The organism is Glutamicibacter sp. AOP38-B1-38 (assembly GCF_052377485.1).
Lineage (GTDB): Bacteria > Actinomycetota > Actinomycetes > Actinomycetales > Micrococcaceae > Glutamicibacter.
This window is the reverse complement of sequence record NZ_JBQSWU010000020.1, coordinates 1-19,411: the sequence shown is the minus strand read 5'-3', so window position 1 is coordinate 19,411 and position 19,411 is coordinate 1. Positions and strand designations below refer to the sequence as shown.

The window sequence follows — 19,411 nt, the reverse complement described above, 5'->3', positions numbered from 1 at the left end:
TTCATCGTTTGGCTCATGGCAGAGAGGAATGAACAGCGGACCACGACTATGGGGGAGCGCCATGCCCGAGCCAGAACGTGAATACCAAATCAATGTCCTGCGGGAATTTCGAGGCACAGAATCCATCACCATTTCAAACTGGACAAAAAGAGGCTGGGAAGTAGCCGAGGTAATGGCACTGGCTGCTGTTAACGATAATTACCTTGCGTCGGCCCAGGCAGAAGCTCCCGAAGCACGCCTAAGTGATACTTGGCGTGTGCGTTGCCGCGCTGTTCCTGAAAGGTGGAATCTTGGCATGGATGGAAGGTCACCGCGAAGTCGAACCCGCTGAACGGGCACCGCATCGGTCAGTAAGAGTAGGTGAAGGAGCTGTCGCCAAAAAGACGGAGAAAGTGGAAGTACGAGCCGAACCCGCGTTTGCTTCTGGTGGCTACGGAATGTTTCTGCGTATTTATCCTCATAAATAACGAATAGTTGAAGCTCACAGTTAGAATCACGGCAGTTGGAGAAGTGCAGAGTTAGTACCTATGGGGGCGAAATGTCTGAATCGGAAATTGATTACCACTCTAAAATCGTGAAAACGATCCGAGGCGCGGAGTCCAGGGCGATTTCGAAGTGGACAAGTGAAGGGTGGGAACTCGTAGAGGAAAAGCGCGGACGACTCCAAACTCAAATTACCTTCCGTCGCCCAAAGCGCAAGTTGTCTAGACGAGCGATGGTAGTTCTTGGCGGAAGTATGGCCGCGTTATTTATTTTTATTGGTGTCATGGCCGTTCTCGAAAGTGGAAATGAACAAGAACCAATTGCGCCAGTTGCTCGTGAATCGGAGCAATCAAATGAAGAACCAATAATCGATGCGACCGCGGAAGTGATAGACGCAGAGCTGCCGTCCGGTGATTCGTTGCTGACCGAAGTTCCAAGTGCAGCACCCGCAGAAGAAATCTTGACCGTGGACAACAGCAAAGACTTAGCTGAGCTTCTGGCTGGGAGCGATTCCGGTCCTGTGGTTGAAAAGTTCGCAGCGAAGTACAAGGACCAGTTGATTGAATTCGATGCCAGCGTTTGGGCTCTCGCGCAACATGGTAACTACAAAACTCGGTATGACATCTTGATCGCTGCCGGGAACTTTGATGAAAACCGGTCGCCTGGCCCAAGCTTCCAATTTCGTGATGTCAATACCACTAACGACCTGCACTACACCAATGAGAGCCCCACAGGCACTATTGGCATCCGAGACAACATCCATGTAGTTGCCAGGGTCGGAAAATATAGCCCGGATAGTCTTCTGTTCCAACTGGAACCAATCGAAACTAGCTTTAGATGAGCCGCCAGCCTTTCTGCGGAACTGTCCTTGCTGGATTCTTCCGCGGCCTCATCTTGCGCGTGTAATCCGATAAATATTCCCCTTCTCGAATCCGTTGCACTTTTGGAACCCATAATTTCTCAGAGTCGAGGAATCAGTTTCTTCAGCATGGGCTATTTGCTTGGTCCGAGCCTGCAGATGACTAAACACTAGATCTCGTGGAATTAATTCATAAGTTCCCGCAGGACGATTCAGAATGTGGTTCAAACCACGCAGGAAATTTTAACGAATTTCCTGCCCTGCGACCCCAGGGGATCCGGTAAGTCCTATCTGACTAGGTGTTTGTAGGGTTCCAAGGGTGCGGGCAGTCGATTTTCCTTTTTGGGTGCCTTCTGCCTATGATTATCTACGTCGCAACGACATGAACCGGAAACGGACTAGTCAGAGCGAAGTAAGCGCCTCTAGCTCAATTGGCAGAGCAACTGACTCTTAATCAGTAGGTTTCGGGTTCAAGTCCCGAGGGGCGCACAATGAGATCCGACCTGAACTATCAGGTCGGATTTTTTGTATATCCACGGAAAAGGGGTTCTACGAATGAGCAATGAAGCCACTACGCCAACTCGCTTGGCTGCGGGGGATCAGGCGCCAGACTTCACGTTGAGCGACGCCGAGGGCAATGAAGTGACCTTGTCCAGCCTCCGCGGCAAGAAAGCCATCGTGTACTTCTACCCGGCGGCCTCCACGCCAGGCTGCACCAAGCAGGCCTGCGATTTCCGCGACTCGATCCAGTCCCTGAAGGCTCTGGGCTACGAAGTTCTCGGAATCTCCCCGGATGGGGTCACCAAGCTGGCAAAGTTCGCCGCCAAGGAAGAGCTCAACTTCCCGCTGCTGGCCGATGAGGACCATGCCGTCGCCGAAGCCTATGGCGCCTGGGGTGAAAAGAAGAACTATGGCCGCACCTACGAGGGGCTGATTCGCTCGACCGTTGTGGTCGACGAGCAGGGTCTGGTTTCCCTGGCGCAGTACAACGTTCGTGCCACCGGTCACGTTGCAAAGCTGCGTCGTGACTTGGGGATTGATCCCAAGTAGAACCATGGTTCGCCGATTTTATATCTGCGAATTATTCCGCTAGACTAGTTGAGGTCGAGTTACCGGACTTCAAGTCAGGTGTAGCGCGAGCGAGTATGGCGGAATTGGTAGACGCGCTGGATTTAGGTTCCAGTGTCTTCGGACGTGAGAGTTCAAGTCTCTCTACTCGCACCAACCAAACGAAACCTCCCGAACTGGCAAAGTTCGGGAGGTTTTGTGCATCCTGCAAGGTGGCCGCTGGCGTGCGGAGCGGTGCAACAGCCCGGATCCTGCTTATTGCCGCAGGCCGGGGGAGTAAGCTTTGGAAGAGTTATCCCGCGATCGGGATCGCTGTAGGTGATTATTCAAGGGGTGGAATGTGGAGCGCGAAAAGCTGCCCATGATGTATAGCTTTGCCCAGTCGGATCCGGAGCAAGCGCTCATCCCCCGCGCTGGCATCCCCGCACAGGACCTCGCTCAGATCGAGCGCATCATGGCGGAACTGGGACGGCTGCGTGCGGTGGAGCGGCGCATCATGCACAGCGCGCAGAGCTTCATGAAGCTCAACGAAACGGATATGCGCGCCATTCGCCAGCTCATTTCCGCCAAGCATGCCGGGCAAGCGGTGACCCCTGGTTTGCTTGCCCGCCATTTGGGGGTCACCACCGCCTCGGTGACCAAGATGATCGACCGGCTCGTGGCCGGAGGGCATGTGGTGCGCAAGGCCCATCCCACCGATCGGCGTTCCTGGCAGGTGGAGGTCAGCGAGGAAACGCATCTGGCCGCCCGCGAGCAGCTGGGCCGCCACCACGCCAAGCGATTCGACGTGGCGCTGGGGTTGAGCCCCGCAGAGCGCGATGTGGTGATCCGCTTCCTCGCCGGCACCTCCGAGGCCCTGCAGGACAGCCTCTACGGGGTCGACCCCGAAGCACCAGAGCCCGGCCGGTAGCTCCTTAGGCCGGGGTGCTCTCGTTTTCGGCGTGCGTGATGATGCTGCGCAGCATCGAAGAGAAGATCAGGCCATGGAACGGGTACACGGACCACCAGTAAAGCCTTCCGGCGAGACCGCGCGGGAAGAAGATGGCCCGTTGGGTCAGCCGCACCTTTCCGGCCTCCTGGTCGCTGAGCCGGAATTCCAGCCAGGCCCGTCCGGGCACCCGCATTTCGGCGCGTAGGCGCAGCAGCTGGCCCGGTTCCAGGGCTTCGACCCGCCACCAGTCCACCACATCTCCGAGCGCCAGCTTTTCGCGTTGCCGCCGTCCGCGGCGCAGGCCCACCCCGCCGGCCAGCTTGTCCAGCAGCCCGCGGGCCTTCCAGAGCAGCGGGAAGGAGAAGTAGCCGGACTCTCCGCCGATGCGGCCGAGCACCGTGAACAGCCCGGCGGCGCTTGCCGTGCTGTCCTGGGACCGCTCATCGACATAGACCCGGTGCCCGGCCCACTCGGGGTCCGAAGGCAGCGGGTCCGCGGGGGCCGACACGGGGTGCGCCGTCGCCCAATTGGTGTCCACCGAGTCGGTGCGGATCTTCTCCAAGGCCAGCGCGACCGCGCGCGGATAGTCCGTCAGCCCGCCGTCGGGGCGGTCAATCAGCTCATCGATTTCCCGGTTGCGCACCAGGCAGTCGTGCTGCAGCGAATCAACCAGCGCGCCGGCGAGGGTATGGGGCAGCGGAGTGACCAGATTAACCCAATGCGAGGCCAGCCGCGGAGTCAGCAGCGGAAGCGGTATCACCCACGGCTTGCGCAGTCCCGCCTGGACGGCGTAGCTGCGCATCAATTCGGCGTAGCTGTAGGCAAGCGGGCCGCCAATGTCATAGGTCCCGGCGCTTCCGGCCGGTAGTTCCGCGCAGCGCGCCAGATAATGCAGGGCGTCGCGCACCGCGATGGGCTGGACCTGGTTCAGCACCCAGCGCGGCGCGGGCATCACCGGCAGCACATCGCTCAAATGCCGGATCATTTCGAAGCTCGCAGATCCCGAACCGATCACCAGTCCCGCCTGCAAGGTGAGCAAGGGGACCGGGCCGGATCCGAGGATCCGCCCCACCTTGGCCCGGGAGGCCAGATGGTCGCTGAGTTCGCCCTCGGGGTGCAGCCCGGAGAAGTAGACCAGCTGTCCCACCGACGCCTCGGTGGCAGCTTTCAGCATGCTTTGCGCGCAGCGCTCCTCGGCGGCCATGAAATTCTTCGTGCTGGACATCGAATGCACCAGGTAATAGACCACGTCCGCTCCGGCGCAGAGCCGGGCGACCGCCGAGCCGTCCTCCAAGGTTCCGGTGATGACCTCCACCTGCTCGCGCCACGGGACGTCGCGCAGCCGTTCGGCGCTGCGCGTGAACACCCGCACCCGGTGCCCGCGTTCGAGCAGCAGCGGAACCAGCCGCCCGCCGATGTAGCCGGTCGCGCCGGTGACCGCAATGGTGCTCATGATTGCCTCGATTTCTCTCGGGTGCCCAAGCGCAGTGCGATTCCTCCCGCGCTGAGCAGCAGCAGGACCGCAATCGCCAGCGCGCCGTAGCCGACCAGTTCGGATTCATTGGTCCCGGTGAGCCGGCTATGCCCAATCCAGGCGATGCCCCAAGCCATGGCCAGCGCCGTGTAGAGCTTTCCTGCACAGTACCAGCAGACCGCCACCGCGATGAGTGCGGCAACCACCAGCAGGGCCAGCGCCGCCACCCGAGCCCACGCGGCGTCTTCTCCCACGCCCCAGGAGGAGAGCAATGCCGAGACATTGGCAATGCTGGCCACGTTCACCCAGCCCAGGTAGACGCCGAAGGTCAGCCACATGATCCAGTGCTCGGCCCGCGTGCTGCTGGGGAAGCGCACCAGCCGGACCAGGATCCAGAGCAGCACCAGCAGCAGCGCGAAGATCACCACGGCGCTCAGCGCCAGCAGGTCGAATTGCACCACCGCGATCCAGGCCGCATTCAGCAGCGCGGAGGCCGCCACCGGCAGGCGCAGCGCCCTCAGGGTTTCCGAGCGCCGCCCGGCGGGCAAAGCCTGGTAGACGGCGAACACCGCAAGTCCCAGATAGATGAAGCTCCAGATGGAGAACGCCGGCCCGGACGGGGACAGCAAGGTCGAGTCGGCACCGAGGTAGCCGCCGGCGGCATCTTGGATGGAGGTGCCGCCCAGGGCGCCGCTGCCGATGAAGGCCGCCGTGATCGCCGCGCCCAGGGCGGCGATTTCCAGGATCACCGTAGGCCAGGAGGCCAGCGATGCGCTGCGTTGTGGTTCTTTCATGATCCGCTCCTCGCGGTTGGTGGGGCAAAAATCTTGAAACTGGAGTCGACAAATGAAGATACTTAAACCATGATGTATCTAGCGAAGCTAATAATCAACCTAGCGAGAGAAGTTCTTCATGGCTACCACTGCGGACCCCAGGTCTTCTAGCGTGCTGCGTCTCATGCGCCAATTCCAGCATGCCTACGCGGCGGCCGAGGACGAATACCGCAGGGAACTGGGCCTGAACGACACGGATCTGCGCGCGTTGAACGCGCTGGGAGTCAACCGGCAGCTCGGTCCCGGACAGCTTGGCGCCAAGCTCGCGGTGTCCACGGCGGGAATCACCTCCGTGCTGGACCGGCTCGAGGCCCATGGCTACATCCGCCGCGAGGACCATCCCCAGGACCGGCGCAAGAAGATGATCTTGCATGGAGAGAACTTTCCCGGCCTCCCGGAGCAAGCCGCGGGAAGCCTGCGCGGAATCTACCGGGCCTTCCGGGAACTGGACGAGCAGCAACAGCACACGGTGCTTGGCTTCCTGCATGATGCCTGCCAAGCGTTGGAATCCGACACCGAAACCCACCTATGGAGCAAAGGGCCATGACCATCCACGCCACCTCACACACGGCACCATCCAGTAAAGACCCCGGATTGCCCGGCTTTGCCGATGCCCGGACGCTGGCCGAAATCCGCCGGCATCTGGAAACCATCCTGAACCGGGCCACGGCGCGGGCGAGCGCCTATTCCCCGCACACCGCGCAGCTCTGGGAGCAGATCGCGCGCAGTGTGGAACACGGAAAACTCACCCGCCCGGCGCTGGTGTTCCTCGGCTACCAGGCGTTCGCCGGCCGGGATCCGGGCCGTGCCAAGGATCTGGCCTGCGCCTTCGAGCTGCTGCATACCGCCTTGCTGATGCATGACGATGTGATCGACCGCGACTACATGCGCCGCGGCCAGCCGACCCTGTCGGCGCACTACCGCGACCAGGCGCTGGCCGCCGGACGCGGCACGGCGGATGCCGAGCACGTGGGCAACAGCGCCGCGGTCATCGCCGGGGACCTGCTGCTGGCAGAGGCCATCAAACTGGCCGCCCGCGCCGGGCACGGACTGGACTGCGAGGGAGCCGTGGAGGACGCCTTCGCGCAGGCCATCGCCCAGGCCGGGGCCGGTGAGCTCGAAGACCTGCTCTACTCGCTGCTCGATGCACCGGCCACCACCGGAGAGGTGTTGCGCATGGAAGAGCTCAAAACCGCCGCCTACTCCTTCCAGCTGCCGCTGCAGGCCGGGGCCCTGCTCGCCGGGGCCAGCGCGCAGCAGGCCGCGCGGCTGGGCGAGGTGGGCTGCCAGCTGGGCATTGCCTACCAGGTGATCGACGACGTGCTGGGGACCTTCGGGAAGCCGGAATCCACCGGAAAGCCCAACGATTCGGATCTGCGCGAAGCCAAGAGCACCATTCTGACCTCGCTGGCCAGCGAACAGGAAGGCTTCAGCTCGCTGCTGGCCGCCTACCGGGCCGGGCACAGTGATATGGCCACCGTGCGCCACGCCCTGGAAGAATCCGGAGCCGAGCAGTTCGCCCGGAAACTCGCCAACGAGCTCTGCGCCTCCGCCACCCGTTCGGCCACCTTCCTGCGCCTGCCTGCCGCCGCGCAGCGCATGCTGCACGAATGCACCGCCCTGATCCTCTCCCGGAGAAACTGAGCCATGGAACCCACAGATCTGCAACGCTACGCGGACACCGCCCAGCGCAGCGCCCGCGTGGTGATCGGCTCCTACTCGACCTCGTTCTCGCTGGCCTGCAAAATGCTGGACCGGGCCACGGCCAGGCATATCGCCAACATCTACGCCCTGGTGCGGCTGGCCGACGAGGTGGTCGACGGGGTAGCCCGCGAAGCCGGGCTGGATGCCCGGCAGGTCGCCGCCGCGCTGGACGCGCTCGAAGCGGAAACCGAGCAGGGGCTGGGCAGCGGATACAGCACCAACCTGCTGGTGCACGCATTTTCCGCAACCGCCCGGGCCACCGGCATCGGCACGGAGCTGACCCGCCCGTTCTTCGCCTCCATGCGCGCGGATTTGCTGCGCAGCACCCACGACGCCCAATCCCTGGAGCAGTACATCTACGGGTCGGCCGAGGTGGTGGGGCTGATGTGCCTGCAGGTGTTCCGCGCCATGCCCGGAAGCCAGCGAAGCCGCACCCCGGAGGCCACCGCCGCAGCCCGGAGCCTGGGCGCGGCCTTCCAGAAGGTGAACTTCCTGCGCGATCTGGCCGCAGACAGCCAGCAGCTGGGACGCAGCTATTTCCCGGGCACCCCGGCCCAGGGTTTCTCCGAAGCGCAGAAATCCGCGCTGGTGGCCGAGATCTACGCCGACCTTGCCATCGCCGAGCGCGGCATCTCACTGCTTCCGCCCGGCGCGGCACGCGCGGTGCGCATGGCACACGATCTGTTCGCCGAACTGAACCGGCAGCTCGAACGCACCGCGGCCAGCGAGCTGCTCACCCGGCGGATCTCCGTCTCAACCCCGCGCAAGGCCCTGATCGCGGCCAGGACCATGCTCGGCACTATTTCTTGGAGCACTAAATGAGCACTTCTCCCTCCCGCGTCGTGGTGATCGGCGCCGGGTTCTCCGGGCTGGCCAGCGCCGGACTGCTGGCCGCCAGCGGGCACCAGGTGACCGTGCTCGAGCAGCACCCCACCCTCGGCGGACGTTCCGGCCGCCTGCACCGGGAGGGTTTCCGCTTTGACACCGGACCCTCGTGGTATCTGATGCCCGAGGTCTTCGAGCATTGGTTCAACTTGATGGGCACGGGCGTGGAAGAGCATCTGGAGCTGCGCGAGCTGCCGGTGGGCTACCGGACCTTCTTCGAAGACGGCGCCGCGCCGGTGGACATGGGTACCGGCGACGCGGTCCGGGAGCTCTTCGAGGAGCTGGAGCCCGGATCCGCCGCGGCGCTGGATAAATACCTGGCCCAGGCCGGCACCAGCTACGCGCTGGCGCTGAAGCATTTCCTCTATGACGACTTCCGCTCCTTGAGGGGACTGCTCAACCCCGGACTCGCGCGCCATGCGCGGAGCCTGGCCCCGCTGCTGGCCAGCGACCTGCACGGCTACATAGCCAAGCGGTTCGCCAATCCGCAGCTGCGCCAGATCCTCGGATACCCGGCCGTTTTCCTCGGCTCCAGCCCGCGGCGCACCCCGGCCCTGTACCAATTGATGAGCCACCTGGATCTGGTGGACGGAGTGAAATACCCGATGGGCGGATTCGCGGGCCTCGCCGACGCCATGGGCCAGCTGGCCATCTCCCGGGGCGCCACTGTGCACCTGGGCGCCACGGCGACGAAGATCGAAACCGCGAAGCGCCCCGGACCGGCGGTGGAAGCGGTGCGCTGGGTCGATGCCGCGGGCAATCTGCAGCGCACCGAAGCGGACTTCGTCATCGGCGCCGCGGATCTGCACCACCTGGAAGGCGAGCTGCTGGACCCTCAATTGCACAGCCACCCGGCGAAAAGCTGGAAGTCCAAGGACCCGGGGCCCAGCGCGGTGCTGCTCTGCCTGGGCATCTCCGGCCAGCTCCCGGAACTGGAGCACCACAACCTGCTGTTCACCCGCGACTGGGATGATAATTTTGCCCGGATCCACGAAGGACGCGAACTTGACGAGCAGACGAGCATCTACGTCTGCAAACCCAGCGCCACGGACCCGGGCGTGGCCCCGGAAGGACATGAGAACCTGTTCATCCTCGTTCCCGCGCCGGCGCTGCCCGAGTGGGGCCGTGGGGGAGCCGACGGGCAAGGGGATTTCATGGTCGAGCAGGTCGCGGACGCGGCCATCGACCAGCTGGCCGCCTGGGCACGGATCCCGGATCTGCGCGAGCGCGTGGTGGTGCGCCAGAGCATCGGACCGGCGGATTTCCTCACGCAATATGGCGCCTTCCGCGGTTCCGCCCTCGGCCTGGCCCACACCTTGGGGCAAAGCGCGATGCTGCGCCCTGGCAACCAGAGCAGCAAGGTGGCCGGGCTCTACTTCGCCGGCAGTTCGGTGCGCCCGGGGATCGGGGTGCCGATGTGCCTGATCAGCGGGGAGCTGGCCGCCAAAGCGGTGAACGGCATCGGCACGCCGGGCGCCATCGACGAAGCCCAGTGGGCGCAGGTGTGCGGAGTGGGCCAATGACCTATCTGCTGATCTTGCTGGGGCTCATCGTTTGCATGGGGCTGCTCGACGCGCGCTTTAAGCTCTTTGTTTTCGCCAAGCCCTGGGCCGCGCTGGCCAGCCTGGTGCTGGGGACGGTCTTCTTTCTGCTCTGGGACGTGATCGCCATTGCCCAAGGCATCTTCCTGCACCTGGACTCGGCGCTGATGACCGGGATCATGGTGGCCGAGCAGCTGCCGCTCGAAGAGGTGTTCTTCCTGTTCTTCCTGTGCTATTCGACAATGATCGTGGTCAACGGGGTTGCGCTGCTGCGCCGGCCGAAAGCCGCTGCGCGGCCACCCCGGGAAGGAGCAGGAAATGTTTCTTGAATTGGGTTTCTGGTTTACGGCCAGCGCCGCCCTCGCCCTGATCGCGGCCCTGCTGTACCGGCGGATCAGGCCGGCCGCAGCGCTTCCGGACTTGGCGCTGGGACTGCTGATCATGGTGCTGCTCACCGCGATCTTCGACAACGTGATGATCGCGGCGGGCCTGTTCGACTATGGCGAGCAGACCTTGCTGGGCGTGCGCATCGGACGCGCCCCGCTTGAGGACTTCCTCTACCCGTTGTGCGCGGTACTGCTGATGCCCGCCCTGTGGTGGCTGCTTGGCGGGAAACCAACGGCAGAGCATCAAAACCAGGGGAGCAGCAAATGATCCGCGCAATCCTCGCCACCTCCCGCCCCATCTCCTGGGTGAATACCGCCTACCCCTTTGCTGCGGCCTATCTGATTGCCGGGCAGCGCATCGACTGGCTGCTGGTTCTGGGAACGCTCTTCTTCCTGTTCCCGTACAACCTGCTGATGTACGGGGTCAACGACGTCTTCGACTACGAGTCGGACCTGCGCAATCCGCGCAAGGGTGGCGTGGAGGGCGCGGTGCTGTCCAGGGATGCGCACCGCACGATCCTCTCCGCCTGCCTGATCATTTCGCTTCCGTTCATCGCGGTGTTGGCCCTTGGCGGGACCGCGCTGTCCAACGCGGTGCTGGCGGCCAGCGTGGCCATGGTGCTGGCCTACAGCGCACCGCGGCTGCGCTTCAAGGAACGCCCGGGGCTGGACTCGCTGACCAGCGCGGTGCATTTTGTGTCCCCGGCGGTCTACGGCTGGGTGCTGGCCGGCAGCGGCTTGACCCTGACCCAGTGGTGCGTCTTCGGCGCGTTTTTGCTTTGGGGGATGGCAAGCCATGCCCTGGGCGCCATCCAGGACATCATCCCGGACCGCGCCGGGGAGCTGGGCTCCATTGCCACGGTGCTCGGCGCGCGGATCACGCTGTATCTGGTGCTGTGCGCCTATCTTCTGGCCGGGGCGGTGCTGCTGCTGGGCCTGTCCTGGCCTGCGGCCGGCGCGGGCCTGCTGGCAGTTCCCTACGTGCTCAACGTACTGCCGCATCTGGCGGTGAGCGATGCAAGTTCCCCGGCGGTGAATGCCGCGTGGAAGAGATTCCTCTGGATCAATTACCTCTGCGGCTTCCTGCTCACTATGCTGATTATTTACACCACCATGTTCGCGTAGCCCAATTGGCAGAGAAGGAAGTACAACATTCTATGGACGTCATCTTGCTTTCCGAGGATGGCGAACCGATCGGTTCGTGCCCGAAGGAATTAGTGCATACGGAGAACACCGCGCTGCACCAAGCCTTTTCCTGCTACCTGTTCAACGCCCAGGGGCAGCTGCTGGTGACCCGCCGCGCCCTGTCGAAGCTGACCTGGCCAGGGGTTTGGACCAACTCCTTCTGCGGCCACCCGGTGCCGGGCGAGGAACTGGTGGATGCGGTGCGCCGGCATGCGGCTCATGAGCTCGGTGCGCAAATTGCCGACCCCCAGGTGGTGCTCGCGGAGTTCGCCTACCGGGCCGTGGACGCCAGCGGAATTGTGGAGAATGAACGCTGCCCGGTCTTCATCGCCACACTGGAAAATGAGCTGGCGCCCAACCCGGAGGAAGTTATGGACTACCAGTGGGTCGAGCCGGACAAGCTGGAAGCCGCCGTGCAAGGCACCCCGTGGGCTTTCAGCCCGTGGATGGGCTGGCAGCTGGCCGAATTCTCGCCGCGCCCCAATCCCTGAGTCCTCGCGTTTTCCCGCGTCCCGAGCAGTGCGTTGCCGCCGAGCCAAGCCAGGGGTTTGGTAGGGCACTGTACCGTGGGTTGTATGGGGCGGTCCGTTGTGGCCTGTCCCACACAGAAAGAGAAAACCACGCATGGATTCGACAAATGGCCTGTCACTGGGTGTCATTGCAACTTCGCAGAAGACCGATGAACGGCGTTTACCGATCCACCCGATGCACTTTGAGCGCATCGAAGAGCGCTTCCGCAAGCGAATGATGGTGGAAACCGGATACGGGCTGGCCTGCGGCATCGATGACGAACAACTCGCACCGCTGGTAGGCAAAATTGCCTCACGAAGCGAAATCATGAAAACCGCAGATATCGTGCTGCTGCCTAAACCGCAGCATGCAGACCTCGAAGAAATGCGTGAAGGACAAATCCTCTGGGGCTGGCCACACTGCGTCCAGGATCAGAAACTCACCCAACTGGCGGTAGACAAGAAGCTGACGCTGATCGCCTTCGAAGCGATGAACCACTGGGGTGCCGACGGAAGCTTTGGGCTTCATGTATTCCACAAGAACAACGAGCTAGCCGGCTACGCTTCGGTACTTCATTCCATGCAGCTGTGCGGGGTGACCGGAGACTACGGGCGCCGGCTGTCTGCAGTGGTCATTGGATTCGGCGCGACCGCTCGCGGCGCGGTGACCGCTTTGCGGGCGCACGGTGTCAATGAGATCAAGGTGCTGACCACGCGTGCTGTGGCAGCGGTGGCCTCGCCCATTCACGCGGTGGACATGGTGCAATTCGAACACGACGAGGGTCCTAATCTGGGCGAAGTAACCACCGAATCCGGCAAGGTGCCTTTGGCGCCGTTCTTGGCCGAACACGATATGGTTATCAACTGCACGCTGCAGGATCCCAATGCACCGCTGATGTATCTGAGTACCGAAGAACTAGGTGCCTTTGCCCCAGGAAGCCTGATCGTTGATGTTTCCTGCGATGAGGGGATGGGCTTCGAATGGGCTAAGCCGACCACCTTTGCTGATCCCATGTTCAGCGTGGGAAAGAACATCAATTATTACGCGGTAGACCATTCGCCTTCCTACCTGTGGAACTCGGCCAGTTGGGAAATCAGCGATGGATTGCTGCCATTCCTCGACGTGGTGCTCGCCGGGCCTGGCGCCTGGAATGAGAATAGGACCATTGCCAGCGCCATTGAAATTCAGGACGGCATCATCAAGAATCCGGCCATCTTGGAATTTCAGCACCGTGAGGCGAACTATCCACATGAATTGCTAGTTTAAGATCTCTCCAGACTGTGATTGGTGAGATCTAAGTCAGTCTTCTGCGTACCGACCGTTTATGGTTGGTACGCAGAAGCTCTATAGCGCGTTGGTCAGTTCGCTTAACGCATCGATATCGAGCAATGTGATTCGGTTTCCTCGTCCTTGAACGATGACCCGAGCCTCACTGAGCGAACGCAACTGACGGCTAATCGACTCAGGAGTGGTGTCCAACAGCGAGGCAATGTCTTTCTTCGCCAGGGGGAGTACCACTTCCAATGCTCGCTCAGCGGATGCCACCGCCGGAAGTGACAGCAAATAATCTGCCAGGCGAGAGCTGACATCTGCGGAAATCACCGCAGCCAAACGAGATTCTGTTTCGCCTAAGCGGCGGCTGACATCTTGAAGCATGCACAATCCGATGCTTGCATGACGTTGTACCAACTGGGCTAAGTCTGCATGGCGAAAAACGCACAACTGAGCGTCCTCCAGCGCAGTCGCATCATTCCCTGGACTGATTCCTGTCAGGAACGCAGACTCACCAAAAAAATCTCCCGGACCCAGAACCCGGATAATTTGTTCGTGACCGTTGGAATTCGTGCGGGAAATCTTTACCCGCCCGGTATGCACCACCAGCAACTGAGAATTGTTGCTGGCAGCAGAGTAGAATACCTCGGCGCGGTCCAAATGAATCGCATGTGCCACCCCGGCAACCTCTAGCTGTTGCTCGTAGCTCAATGATTGAAATAGCGGTACTCGGCTTACACAAAGCTCGTTTGCTCCCGCAGATTTCTCCGTAGCAATACTGGTGTGCATCAGATCTTCCTTACCCTCAGCTATGCCCTTATCCTCCATGAAAAGACGCACAACTGCCACCGCCAAAGTTATCTGGCTGTGGCAGTTGTTCTGCTGCTTAGCGAAGTGCTGCCTTATTCTTTTGATCCTCTCCCGTGGCGACCTGGTCAGGTACGGCAACTTGCGTGGGACGAACCCGCATCAGCCGCATGGCGTTGAGGATGACAATGAGCACCGAACCTTCGTGGACGAGCATTCCCAGCGACATGCTCACCCCGCCGGCAAAGACTCCAGCGAGCAATATCAGCACCGTGCCCAAGGCAATGGTGATGTTCTGTCGCATGATCCGTACTGTGCGTTGGGCCAGCCAGATTGCTTCCGGAAGTTTCAGCAGCCGGTCTCCCATGAGCGCGATATCCGCAGTTTGCACTGCGACCGCCGAACCGGCAGCACCCATGGCCACACCGATGTCCGCGGTGGCCAAGGCCGGCGCATCATTGACCCCGTCACCGACCATGGCCACAACGTGACCTTCGCTCTGCATTTGTGCGACGGCGGCGAGTTTGTCTTCCGGGAGTAAGGAGGCATGGATTTCATCAATTCCCGTCGCCGCAGCGATAGCTTCTGCCACCTTGCGGGAGTCTCCGGTGAGCATCACGACCTTCTTCACCCCAATGGCGTGCAATTCGCGGATCATTGCCGGAGCCTCGGCACGAATCGTGTCGGCTACTGCAATCACTGCGATGACACGGTCTTCCAGCGCGATAATCATGGCGGTTTTTCCTGCTGCGGAGAGCTCGTCAGCAACTTCTGCCGAAGCACCCAATTCAGTAATTCCATATTGAGCCATGAGCGCGGTATTGCCCACCAGAACCTGTTGTCCTTCAACGTGGGCAACTATTCCTTTGCCAATCACCGGGGTGACATCTTCGGCTAGAGTGGTGGGAGAAACCCCTTCGTCACGGGCGGTGTCCAAAATCGGTGCAGCTAGCGGGTGCTCGGATCCTGCCTCGGCGCCGGCGGCCCAGCGAAGCACTGCTGAACGATCCATCTTCGGATCGAGCACCACGATGTCGGTGAGCACAGGGCGCCCCTCGGTGAGGGTGCCAGTCTTATCTACGGCTACCGCGGTGATCCTTGCGGCATTCTCCAGATATTCGCCACCCTTGATCAGGATTCCGTTCCGTGCCGAGCGTCCTATACCTGCCACAATGGCCACCGGGATAGAGATCACTAATGCACCTGGGCAGCCAATGACCAGCAACGTCAGTCCAAGTACCACGTCTGCAGAGATGAGCCATGCCAGCAGGGCGAGCAGCATTACGGCCGGGGTGTACCACTTGGAAAAACGATCAATGAAGGTTTGGGTTTTAGCCTTGGCATCTTGGGCTTCTTCCACGCGGTGAATGATGCGTGCCAACGTGGTGTCAGCGCCGGTGCCGGTGGCCTTGACTTGAAGGAAGCCACCGTGAGAAATAGTTCCCGCGAACACCTGGTCTGCGGCCGACTTTTCAACCGGGATGGATTCGCCGGTGATGGTGGCTTCGTCAATCGCCCCGGTGCCGCTGATGACCAGCCCATCCACGGGGATCTTGGCACCGTTTTTGACTAGTACCGTCTCGCCCATCTTCACCTCGGTGGCAGGTACCTGAACCTGTTCACCATTGCGCAGGACGACGGCTTGATCAGGAACTACCGCGACCAGCTCGGCGAGAGCAGCGCGGGTTTTATTCATGGTTCCTGCTTCCAACGCGTGGCCTACGGAGAAAAGGAAGGTCACCGCTGCCGATTCCCAGAAGTTCCCAATCAGCACCGCGCCGAGGGCAGCGATAGAGACCAACAGATCAATACTGATGAACTTCACCTGCAGGGCCCGTACCGCGTTCACGCTAATTTTGTAGCCGGCCACGATTCCACCAGCAAGCATCAACGCGTTGGACAGGGTAAATACATGGCCCGTCTCGTGGGAGTGTTCGGTGGCTGCAAACCACCAGCGAGGCGTCAGCGTGGCGTTCCACTGCCCGGCAAACAGGTACTGAACACCGAAGGAGAGAAGAATTAGCAGACCGGAAACCACAGGAATAAACCAGTTTCCGTACCTGAATTTGCCAAGCGCTTTCACGAGCACACCGACCTTTCTGAATTATCGACAGGAGATTAGAAGGCCGAGACCGCGGACTTATATCCGGCCTTGTCCACAGCGGCAATGAGTTGCTCAACGGAGGTTTGGGCTGGGTCGTGGTCTACCTCAACGCGGCCCGAGGCGAAGTGCACCTGAACTTTTTCAACGCCTTCTAGTCGGCCAACCTGTTTCTCGATTTTGGATACGCATGAGGGGCAGGAGAAGCCTTCGGCACGGAGCAGGGTGTGGGTGCTTGCAGTCGTGTTGGACATGGTGGAACCTTTCGCTCAAAAAAGAGAAGGAGCAATAGTTGGAGGGGATTCCAACCATTGCTCCCGAGCGTATCTATGTGCTGAAATATTGTCCTTGACGTGGATCAAGTACCTGATTCGCGGAAGTTCTTGCTGGCAAAGCGCCAACTGCCAATGTGCTTGTGCGTTAGTTCGAGCGTGCAGTGAAATGCGCCGAAAGCTGTTGCCGATTACGCGTACCGGTTTTGCGGAATAGCCGCGTCAGCCGCGCCTCCACGGCACTGACCGTAATGAACAATTCTTCGGCGATGTCCTTATTTGTCATGCCTTTGCGAACCATGGCGACCACCTGAGCCTCGTCGGCGGAGAGCATTTTGAAATACGTGTCCTCCGAGGTGCTCTCGGTGACGTGTGAAAGCTGGGAATCGACGCGTTGCGCCCAGCCTAAGGCCCCAATATTCCGGTAGATGGTGCGCGCAATGACAAGCTGCTCGATGCTCTGTTCTTGCCGGCCAGCAGTTCCCAACCGGGTACCGAAGCAGTGGTGGATTCTAGCGAGCTCAAGTTGGCCATCGGCAGGTTGCCACGTATCAAGGAGAGCTTGGAAACGAGCAAGAGAAATATCCCCGGGCAATGCGATTGCTTGAGCGCGAAGTATCAGCATCTTTGCATGCCTGCCCGTTATTCTGGCCATCAACGATTGCGTCGCTCTGAATTCGTTGGCCGCTTCCTGGTCATGATGTGCGCAGGACAAGGCCTCGATGAGATTCACACAGGTTTCCACGTAATGGATACTGACAATCTCGCCATATGCCAGTTGCGCCTGCTGGAAGTACGTGATTGCTTCGTCAAACCTGGCGCTCATCAGCGCTTGGAGTCCTTGAAGCTCGGTGACGAGTGTGGAGTAGATTGAGGGCAGCTGACCTATAACAAATGGCCGCAAGGCATCCAGGATGGGACCAGCCTGATCGGGACGGGCTTTCATGATCCAATACCACGCGTTGACGATGCTTGGCAGCGGACGCATCAAGTCCACGCTAGGTGAGGCGTTCCAGCGTTCTACCGCGCGTAATGCCCGCGGTACATCATGGGCAGTGATAGCAAATTGGGCTTCGTAGAGCAGCCCTAGGGATTGGTAGACGATCTCGGTACTGGTCCCGTTCAGCACCGGCAAAAGTGCGGTGCGCGCCTGTTCGTGGTAGCCGAGCGTCGAGAGGGCCGAGGCGACAGTCAGGAATGTAATGCCATTAACGTCTGCTGCTTTTCGCTGGATCACCGACTGATAGCTGGACATCACCGACGCCTGATGTCCGGTATACGAATCATGGAGTACTTGCGCGTGTTGGAAACGTGGACTAGGCGCAGATTCAGCTGCAGAAAATAGTTCCCGGGCACGCTGCAAATCTGTGTGTGCTTCGCCAAGCTTTCCATCGAGGCACAGGGCAAGGGCGCTCATGCTCATGAGGTTTGCGCTGAGCGCGAGGTTATTGACGTGGTGCTCTTCCACCGCACTATGGATACTGGCAGTGGGGATGATTGAGCCTTCTATAACGCGTAGTTCTACCTCATGGTTCAGCAACATGAGTTTTTGCTCAGGGGCCAGACTGAAGCCATCAAGATATTTAATATAGCGCCAGGCAATACCTAAGTGTCCACTTCGTCCCAGTTGTTGAATGAATTGAAGGACTTCGGGAGCTGGATGCTCACTATCGAGGCGGGTTAGGGCCCATTCAACGACTTCAATGGCTGCATGGATTAAGCCGTCGTCAACTAGGCGGACGGCACCTCGGATTAGCTGGTGTGAGGGTATCTGCGAATCGTCAGCCCGGCTTTGATGAAATAGCTTGAGTTCTATGGAGTTTGCGGCTTCGGCAATGAGCAGATGCATCTGGCGGCGTTGCATAGAGCCGAGACCCCAAAACAAATGGCTGCGCATGAGGGCATTGGGAAGGTTGAGTAATTCTTGGCTGAATCTCACGACACCGGCGTTGACCAGTTCGCTGACGTCATGCTCCGTGACATCAGGAATTTTTATGGCCACGGCGAATGGCAGCACTGGGCCAATCGCGATGTATTTCAACGCCGTAATCTGCGTTGCGGTAAAGCGCGCTTCCAGAGCGCGCAGTGTGGAAGAGGACTCTATCCGTGCATGGTACGGAAGCGTCAACGGTTCCTGATTCGACTTTTGTGCCTCCGACAAGGAACTCAGGTGCTCGAGCAGAGTCCCTGGGTTTCCTCGAGCAAAGCAAACGAGAATTTCGGCGACGGACTCCTGCAGCTCAAAGACACTTTCGTCTATGGCGATTTGTTTCAGGGTCAGTGAATCCATCATTTCCAGCGGAAAGCGTTGGAAGACGTCGAATGGCTCAGGTACTGTGGCCGAATTAGTGGTTGCGATGAAACTGACCCGGTTGCCTTGAAGCCGGCTTGCAAGGAATCCTAAGATCCTTTGGCTGTCGGGATCCATGAAATCCAAATCGTCAATGAGGAATACCGTGTCTGGTTCAATTTTCTCGGTGAGTTCTTGAAGCAGGGCTATGGCGATTCGATAACGGTCCACCTCAGCATCCGTGGAATCAGGGACGAGTCCGGAGATCTCTGGTGAAAGCTTCAGCGGAATAGCCGAAATAAAAGAGAATAACCCTGATAGCGGCCAAGCCGAATCATGTTTGTTAGAACGGATAAGCCGGTGGGGTTGCCCATCGAGCCGCTGACCAATCTGCTCGAGTACCCAGGATTTTCCCAAGCCGGACCCGCCAGACACGATGGCAACTCTGTCACGGTGCCCTTTCGTGAATTTTCCTAGCTTTTCTAGAAGCACTTGCCTGTTACGCATAGGGGTGACCCGGCCAGAACTGATATCGCCCGGTGGCAGAATGCGGATTTAAAATCAACAAGTCGAGTACCCCCAAGGTACGTAAATCAGGCCCAGAACTGACGAACCTTTGCGAGTGCAGGTAACGCTCCCCAGCGAAACCTCGTCGATCATACTTATGGCCGACTAATCCAACAATACGTTGACATCGGAAATAGGTGAAAAGTATCACGTCGTGTTTCAGAAACTATTTACGGATGTGTTTTCACATCTTGGATGTATTCTCAACAAAAATAAACTTGGCATACATTCTTACGTCCAGTG

Annotated in this window: 18 protein-coding genes and 2 tRNA genes; 14 read left to right on the top strand and 6 right to left on the bottom strand. The window is 60.1% G+C overall.

Annotation, left to right across the window (positions count from 1 at the left end; translation table 11 throughout):
* Positions 1-538: 538 nt before the first annotated feature.
* From ACT3TP_RS12555 to ACT3TP_RS12535, 5 genes are all read left to right on the top strand, one after another.
* A complete protein-coding gene (locus tag ACT3TP_RS12555) occupies positions 539-1,324 on the top strand; it encodes a DUF4839 domain-containing protein (RefSeq protein ID WP_096288603.1) in 786 nt (261 codons plus the stop codon).
* Positions 1,325-1,758: 434 nt separating this feature from the next.
* Positions 1,759-1,831, top strand: a tRNA-Lys gene (locus ACT3TP_RS12550).
* Between the two features lie 66 nt (positions 1,832-1,897).
* On the top strand, positions 1,898-2,392 hold the full coding sequence (gene bcp / locus ACT3TP_RS12545; protein ID WP_096288605.1) for a thioredoxin-dependent thiol peroxidase: 495 nt from the start codon (positions 1,898-1,900) through the stop codon (positions 2,390-2,392).
* A gap of 89 nt (positions 2,393-2,481) precedes the next feature.
* A tRNA-Leu gene (locus ACT3TP_RS12540) sits at positions 2,482-2,566 on the top strand.
* A gap of 184 nt (positions 2,567-2,750) precedes the next feature.
* Complete coding sequence (locus ACT3TP_RS12535; protein ID WP_255248526.1) at positions 2,751-3,320, top strand: MarR family winged helix-turn-helix transcriptional regulator; 570 nt, start codon at positions 2,751-2,753, stop codon at positions 3,318-3,320.
* A 4-nt stretch (positions 3,321-3,324) separates the two neighbouring features.
* Here the strand turns inward: ACT3TP_RS12535 and ACT3TP_RS12530 are convergent, their stop codons facing one another.
* Positions 3,325-4,794 (bottom strand): SDR family oxidoreductase, encoded by a 1,470-nt coding sequence (locus tag ACT3TP_RS12530; RefSeq protein ID WP_444615516.1) that lies wholly within the window; start codon positions 4,792-4,794, stop codon positions 3,325-3,327.
* Complete coding sequence (locus ACT3TP_RS12525) at positions 4,791-5,609, bottom strand: tryptophan-rich sensory protein (RefSeq protein ID WP_096288609.1); 819 nt, start codon at positions 5,607-5,609, stop codon at positions 4,791-4,793. Before ACT3TP_RS12525 ends, ACT3TP_RS12530 begins: the two co-directional genes overlap by 4 nt.
* 118 nt (positions 5,610-5,727) lie before the next feature.
* Here ACT3TP_RS12525 and ACT3TP_RS12520 point away from each other — a divergent pair, with 118 nt between their 5' ends.
* The 9 genes from ACT3TP_RS12520 to ACT3TP_RS12480 all read left to right on the top strand — a co-directional run bounded on the left by ACT3TP_RS12520 (position 5,728) and on the right by ACT3TP_RS12480 (position 13,125).
* Complete coding sequence (locus ACT3TP_RS12520) at positions 5,728-6,195, top strand: MarR family winged helix-turn-helix transcriptional regulator (RefSeq protein WP_096288611.1); 468 nt, start codon at positions 5,728-5,730, stop codon at positions 6,193-6,195.
* On the top strand, positions 6,192-7,292 hold the full coding sequence (locus tag ACT3TP_RS12515; RefSeq protein WP_096288613.1) for a polyprenyl synthetase family protein: 1,101 nt from the start codon (positions 6,192-6,194) through the stop codon (positions 7,290-7,292). The genes ACT3TP_RS12520 and ACT3TP_RS12515 overlap by 4 nt, the downstream gene beginning before the upstream one ends.
* 3 nt (positions 7,293-7,295) lie before the next feature.
* Positions 7,296-8,174 (top strand): phytoene/squalene synthase family protein, encoded by an 879-nt coding sequence (locus ACT3TP_RS12510; RefSeq protein WP_096288615.1) that lies wholly within the window; start codon positions 7,296-7,298, stop codon positions 8,172-8,174.
* Positions 8,171-9,760 (top strand): phytoene desaturase family protein, encoded by a 1,590-nt coding sequence (gene crtI, locus ACT3TP_RS12505; RefSeq protein WP_096288617.1) that lies wholly within the window; start codon positions 8,171-8,173, stop codon positions 9,758-9,760. Before ACT3TP_RS12510 ends, crtI begins: the two co-directional genes overlap by 4 nt.
* The gene (locus ACT3TP_RS12500; protein ID WP_096288619.1) at positions 9,757-10,107 is read left to right on the top strand and encodes a lycopene cyclase domain-containing protein; all 351 of its coding nucleotides are present in this window, start codon (positions 9,757-9,759) and stop codon (positions 10,105-10,107) included. The genes crtI and ACT3TP_RS12500 overlap by 4 nt, the downstream gene beginning before the upstream one ends.
* On the top strand, positions 10,097-10,432 hold the full coding sequence (locus ACT3TP_RS12495; RefSeq protein ID WP_444620701.1) for a lycopene cyclase domain-containing protein: 336 nt from the start codon (positions 10,097-10,099) through the stop codon (positions 10,430-10,432). The genes ACT3TP_RS12500 and ACT3TP_RS12495 overlap by 11 nt, the downstream gene beginning before the upstream one ends.
* Positions 10,429-11,289: a prenyltransferase gene (locus tag ACT3TP_RS12490; protein WP_096288623.1), complete on the top strand. Its 861-nt coding sequence runs from the start codon at positions 10,429-10,431 to the stop codon at positions 11,287-11,289. Before ACT3TP_RS12495 ends, ACT3TP_RS12490 begins: the two co-directional genes overlap by 4 nt.
* A gap of 32 nt (positions 11,290-11,321) precedes the next feature.
* Complete coding sequence (idi, locus tag ACT3TP_RS12485; protein ID WP_096288625.1) at positions 11,322-11,840, top strand: isopentenyl-diphosphate Delta-isomerase; 519 nt, start codon at positions 11,322-11,324, stop codon at positions 11,838-11,840.
* A gap of 133 nt (positions 11,841-11,973) precedes the next feature.
* Positions 11,974-13,125 carry a N(5)-(carboxyethyl)ornithine synthase gene (locus tag ACT3TP_RS12480; protein ID WP_444615519.1) on the top strand — a complete coding sequence of 384 codons (1,152 nt, stop codon included), beginning with the start codon at positions 11,974-11,976 and terminating at the stop codon, positions 13,123-13,125.
* A 78-nt stretch (positions 13,126-13,203) separates the two neighbouring features.
* Here ACT3TP_RS12480 and ACT3TP_RS12475 read toward each other — a convergent pair whose 3' ends face one another.
* The 4 genes from ACT3TP_RS12475 to ACT3TP_RS12460 form a co-directional block, all read right to left on the bottom strand.
* Entirely contained in the window at positions 13,204-13,920 is a 717-nt protein-coding gene (locus ACT3TP_RS12475) for a Crp/Fnr family transcriptional regulator (protein WP_444615520.1), read from the bottom strand.
* 97 nt (positions 13,921-14,017) lie between these two features.
* Complete coding sequence (locus tag ACT3TP_RS12470; protein WP_444615523.1) at positions 14,018-16,021, bottom strand: heavy metal translocating P-type ATPase; 2,004 nt, start codon at positions 16,019-16,021, stop codon at positions 14,018-14,020.
* Between the two features lie 35 nt (positions 16,022-16,056).
* Positions 16,057-16,293, bottom strand: coding sequence for a heavy-metal-associated domain-containing protein (locus tag ACT3TP_RS12465; protein ID WP_188687147.1), 237 nt, complete (start codon positions 16,291-16,293; stop codon positions 16,057-16,059).
* Positions 16,294-16,459: 166 nt separating this feature from the next.
* Complete coding sequence (locus ACT3TP_RS12460) at positions 16,460-19,108, bottom strand: helix-turn-helix transcriptional regulator (RefSeq protein ID WP_444620700.1); 2,649 nt, start codon at positions 19,106-19,108, stop codon at positions 16,460-16,462.
* Between the last annotated feature and the right edge of the window lie 303 nt (positions 19,109-19,411).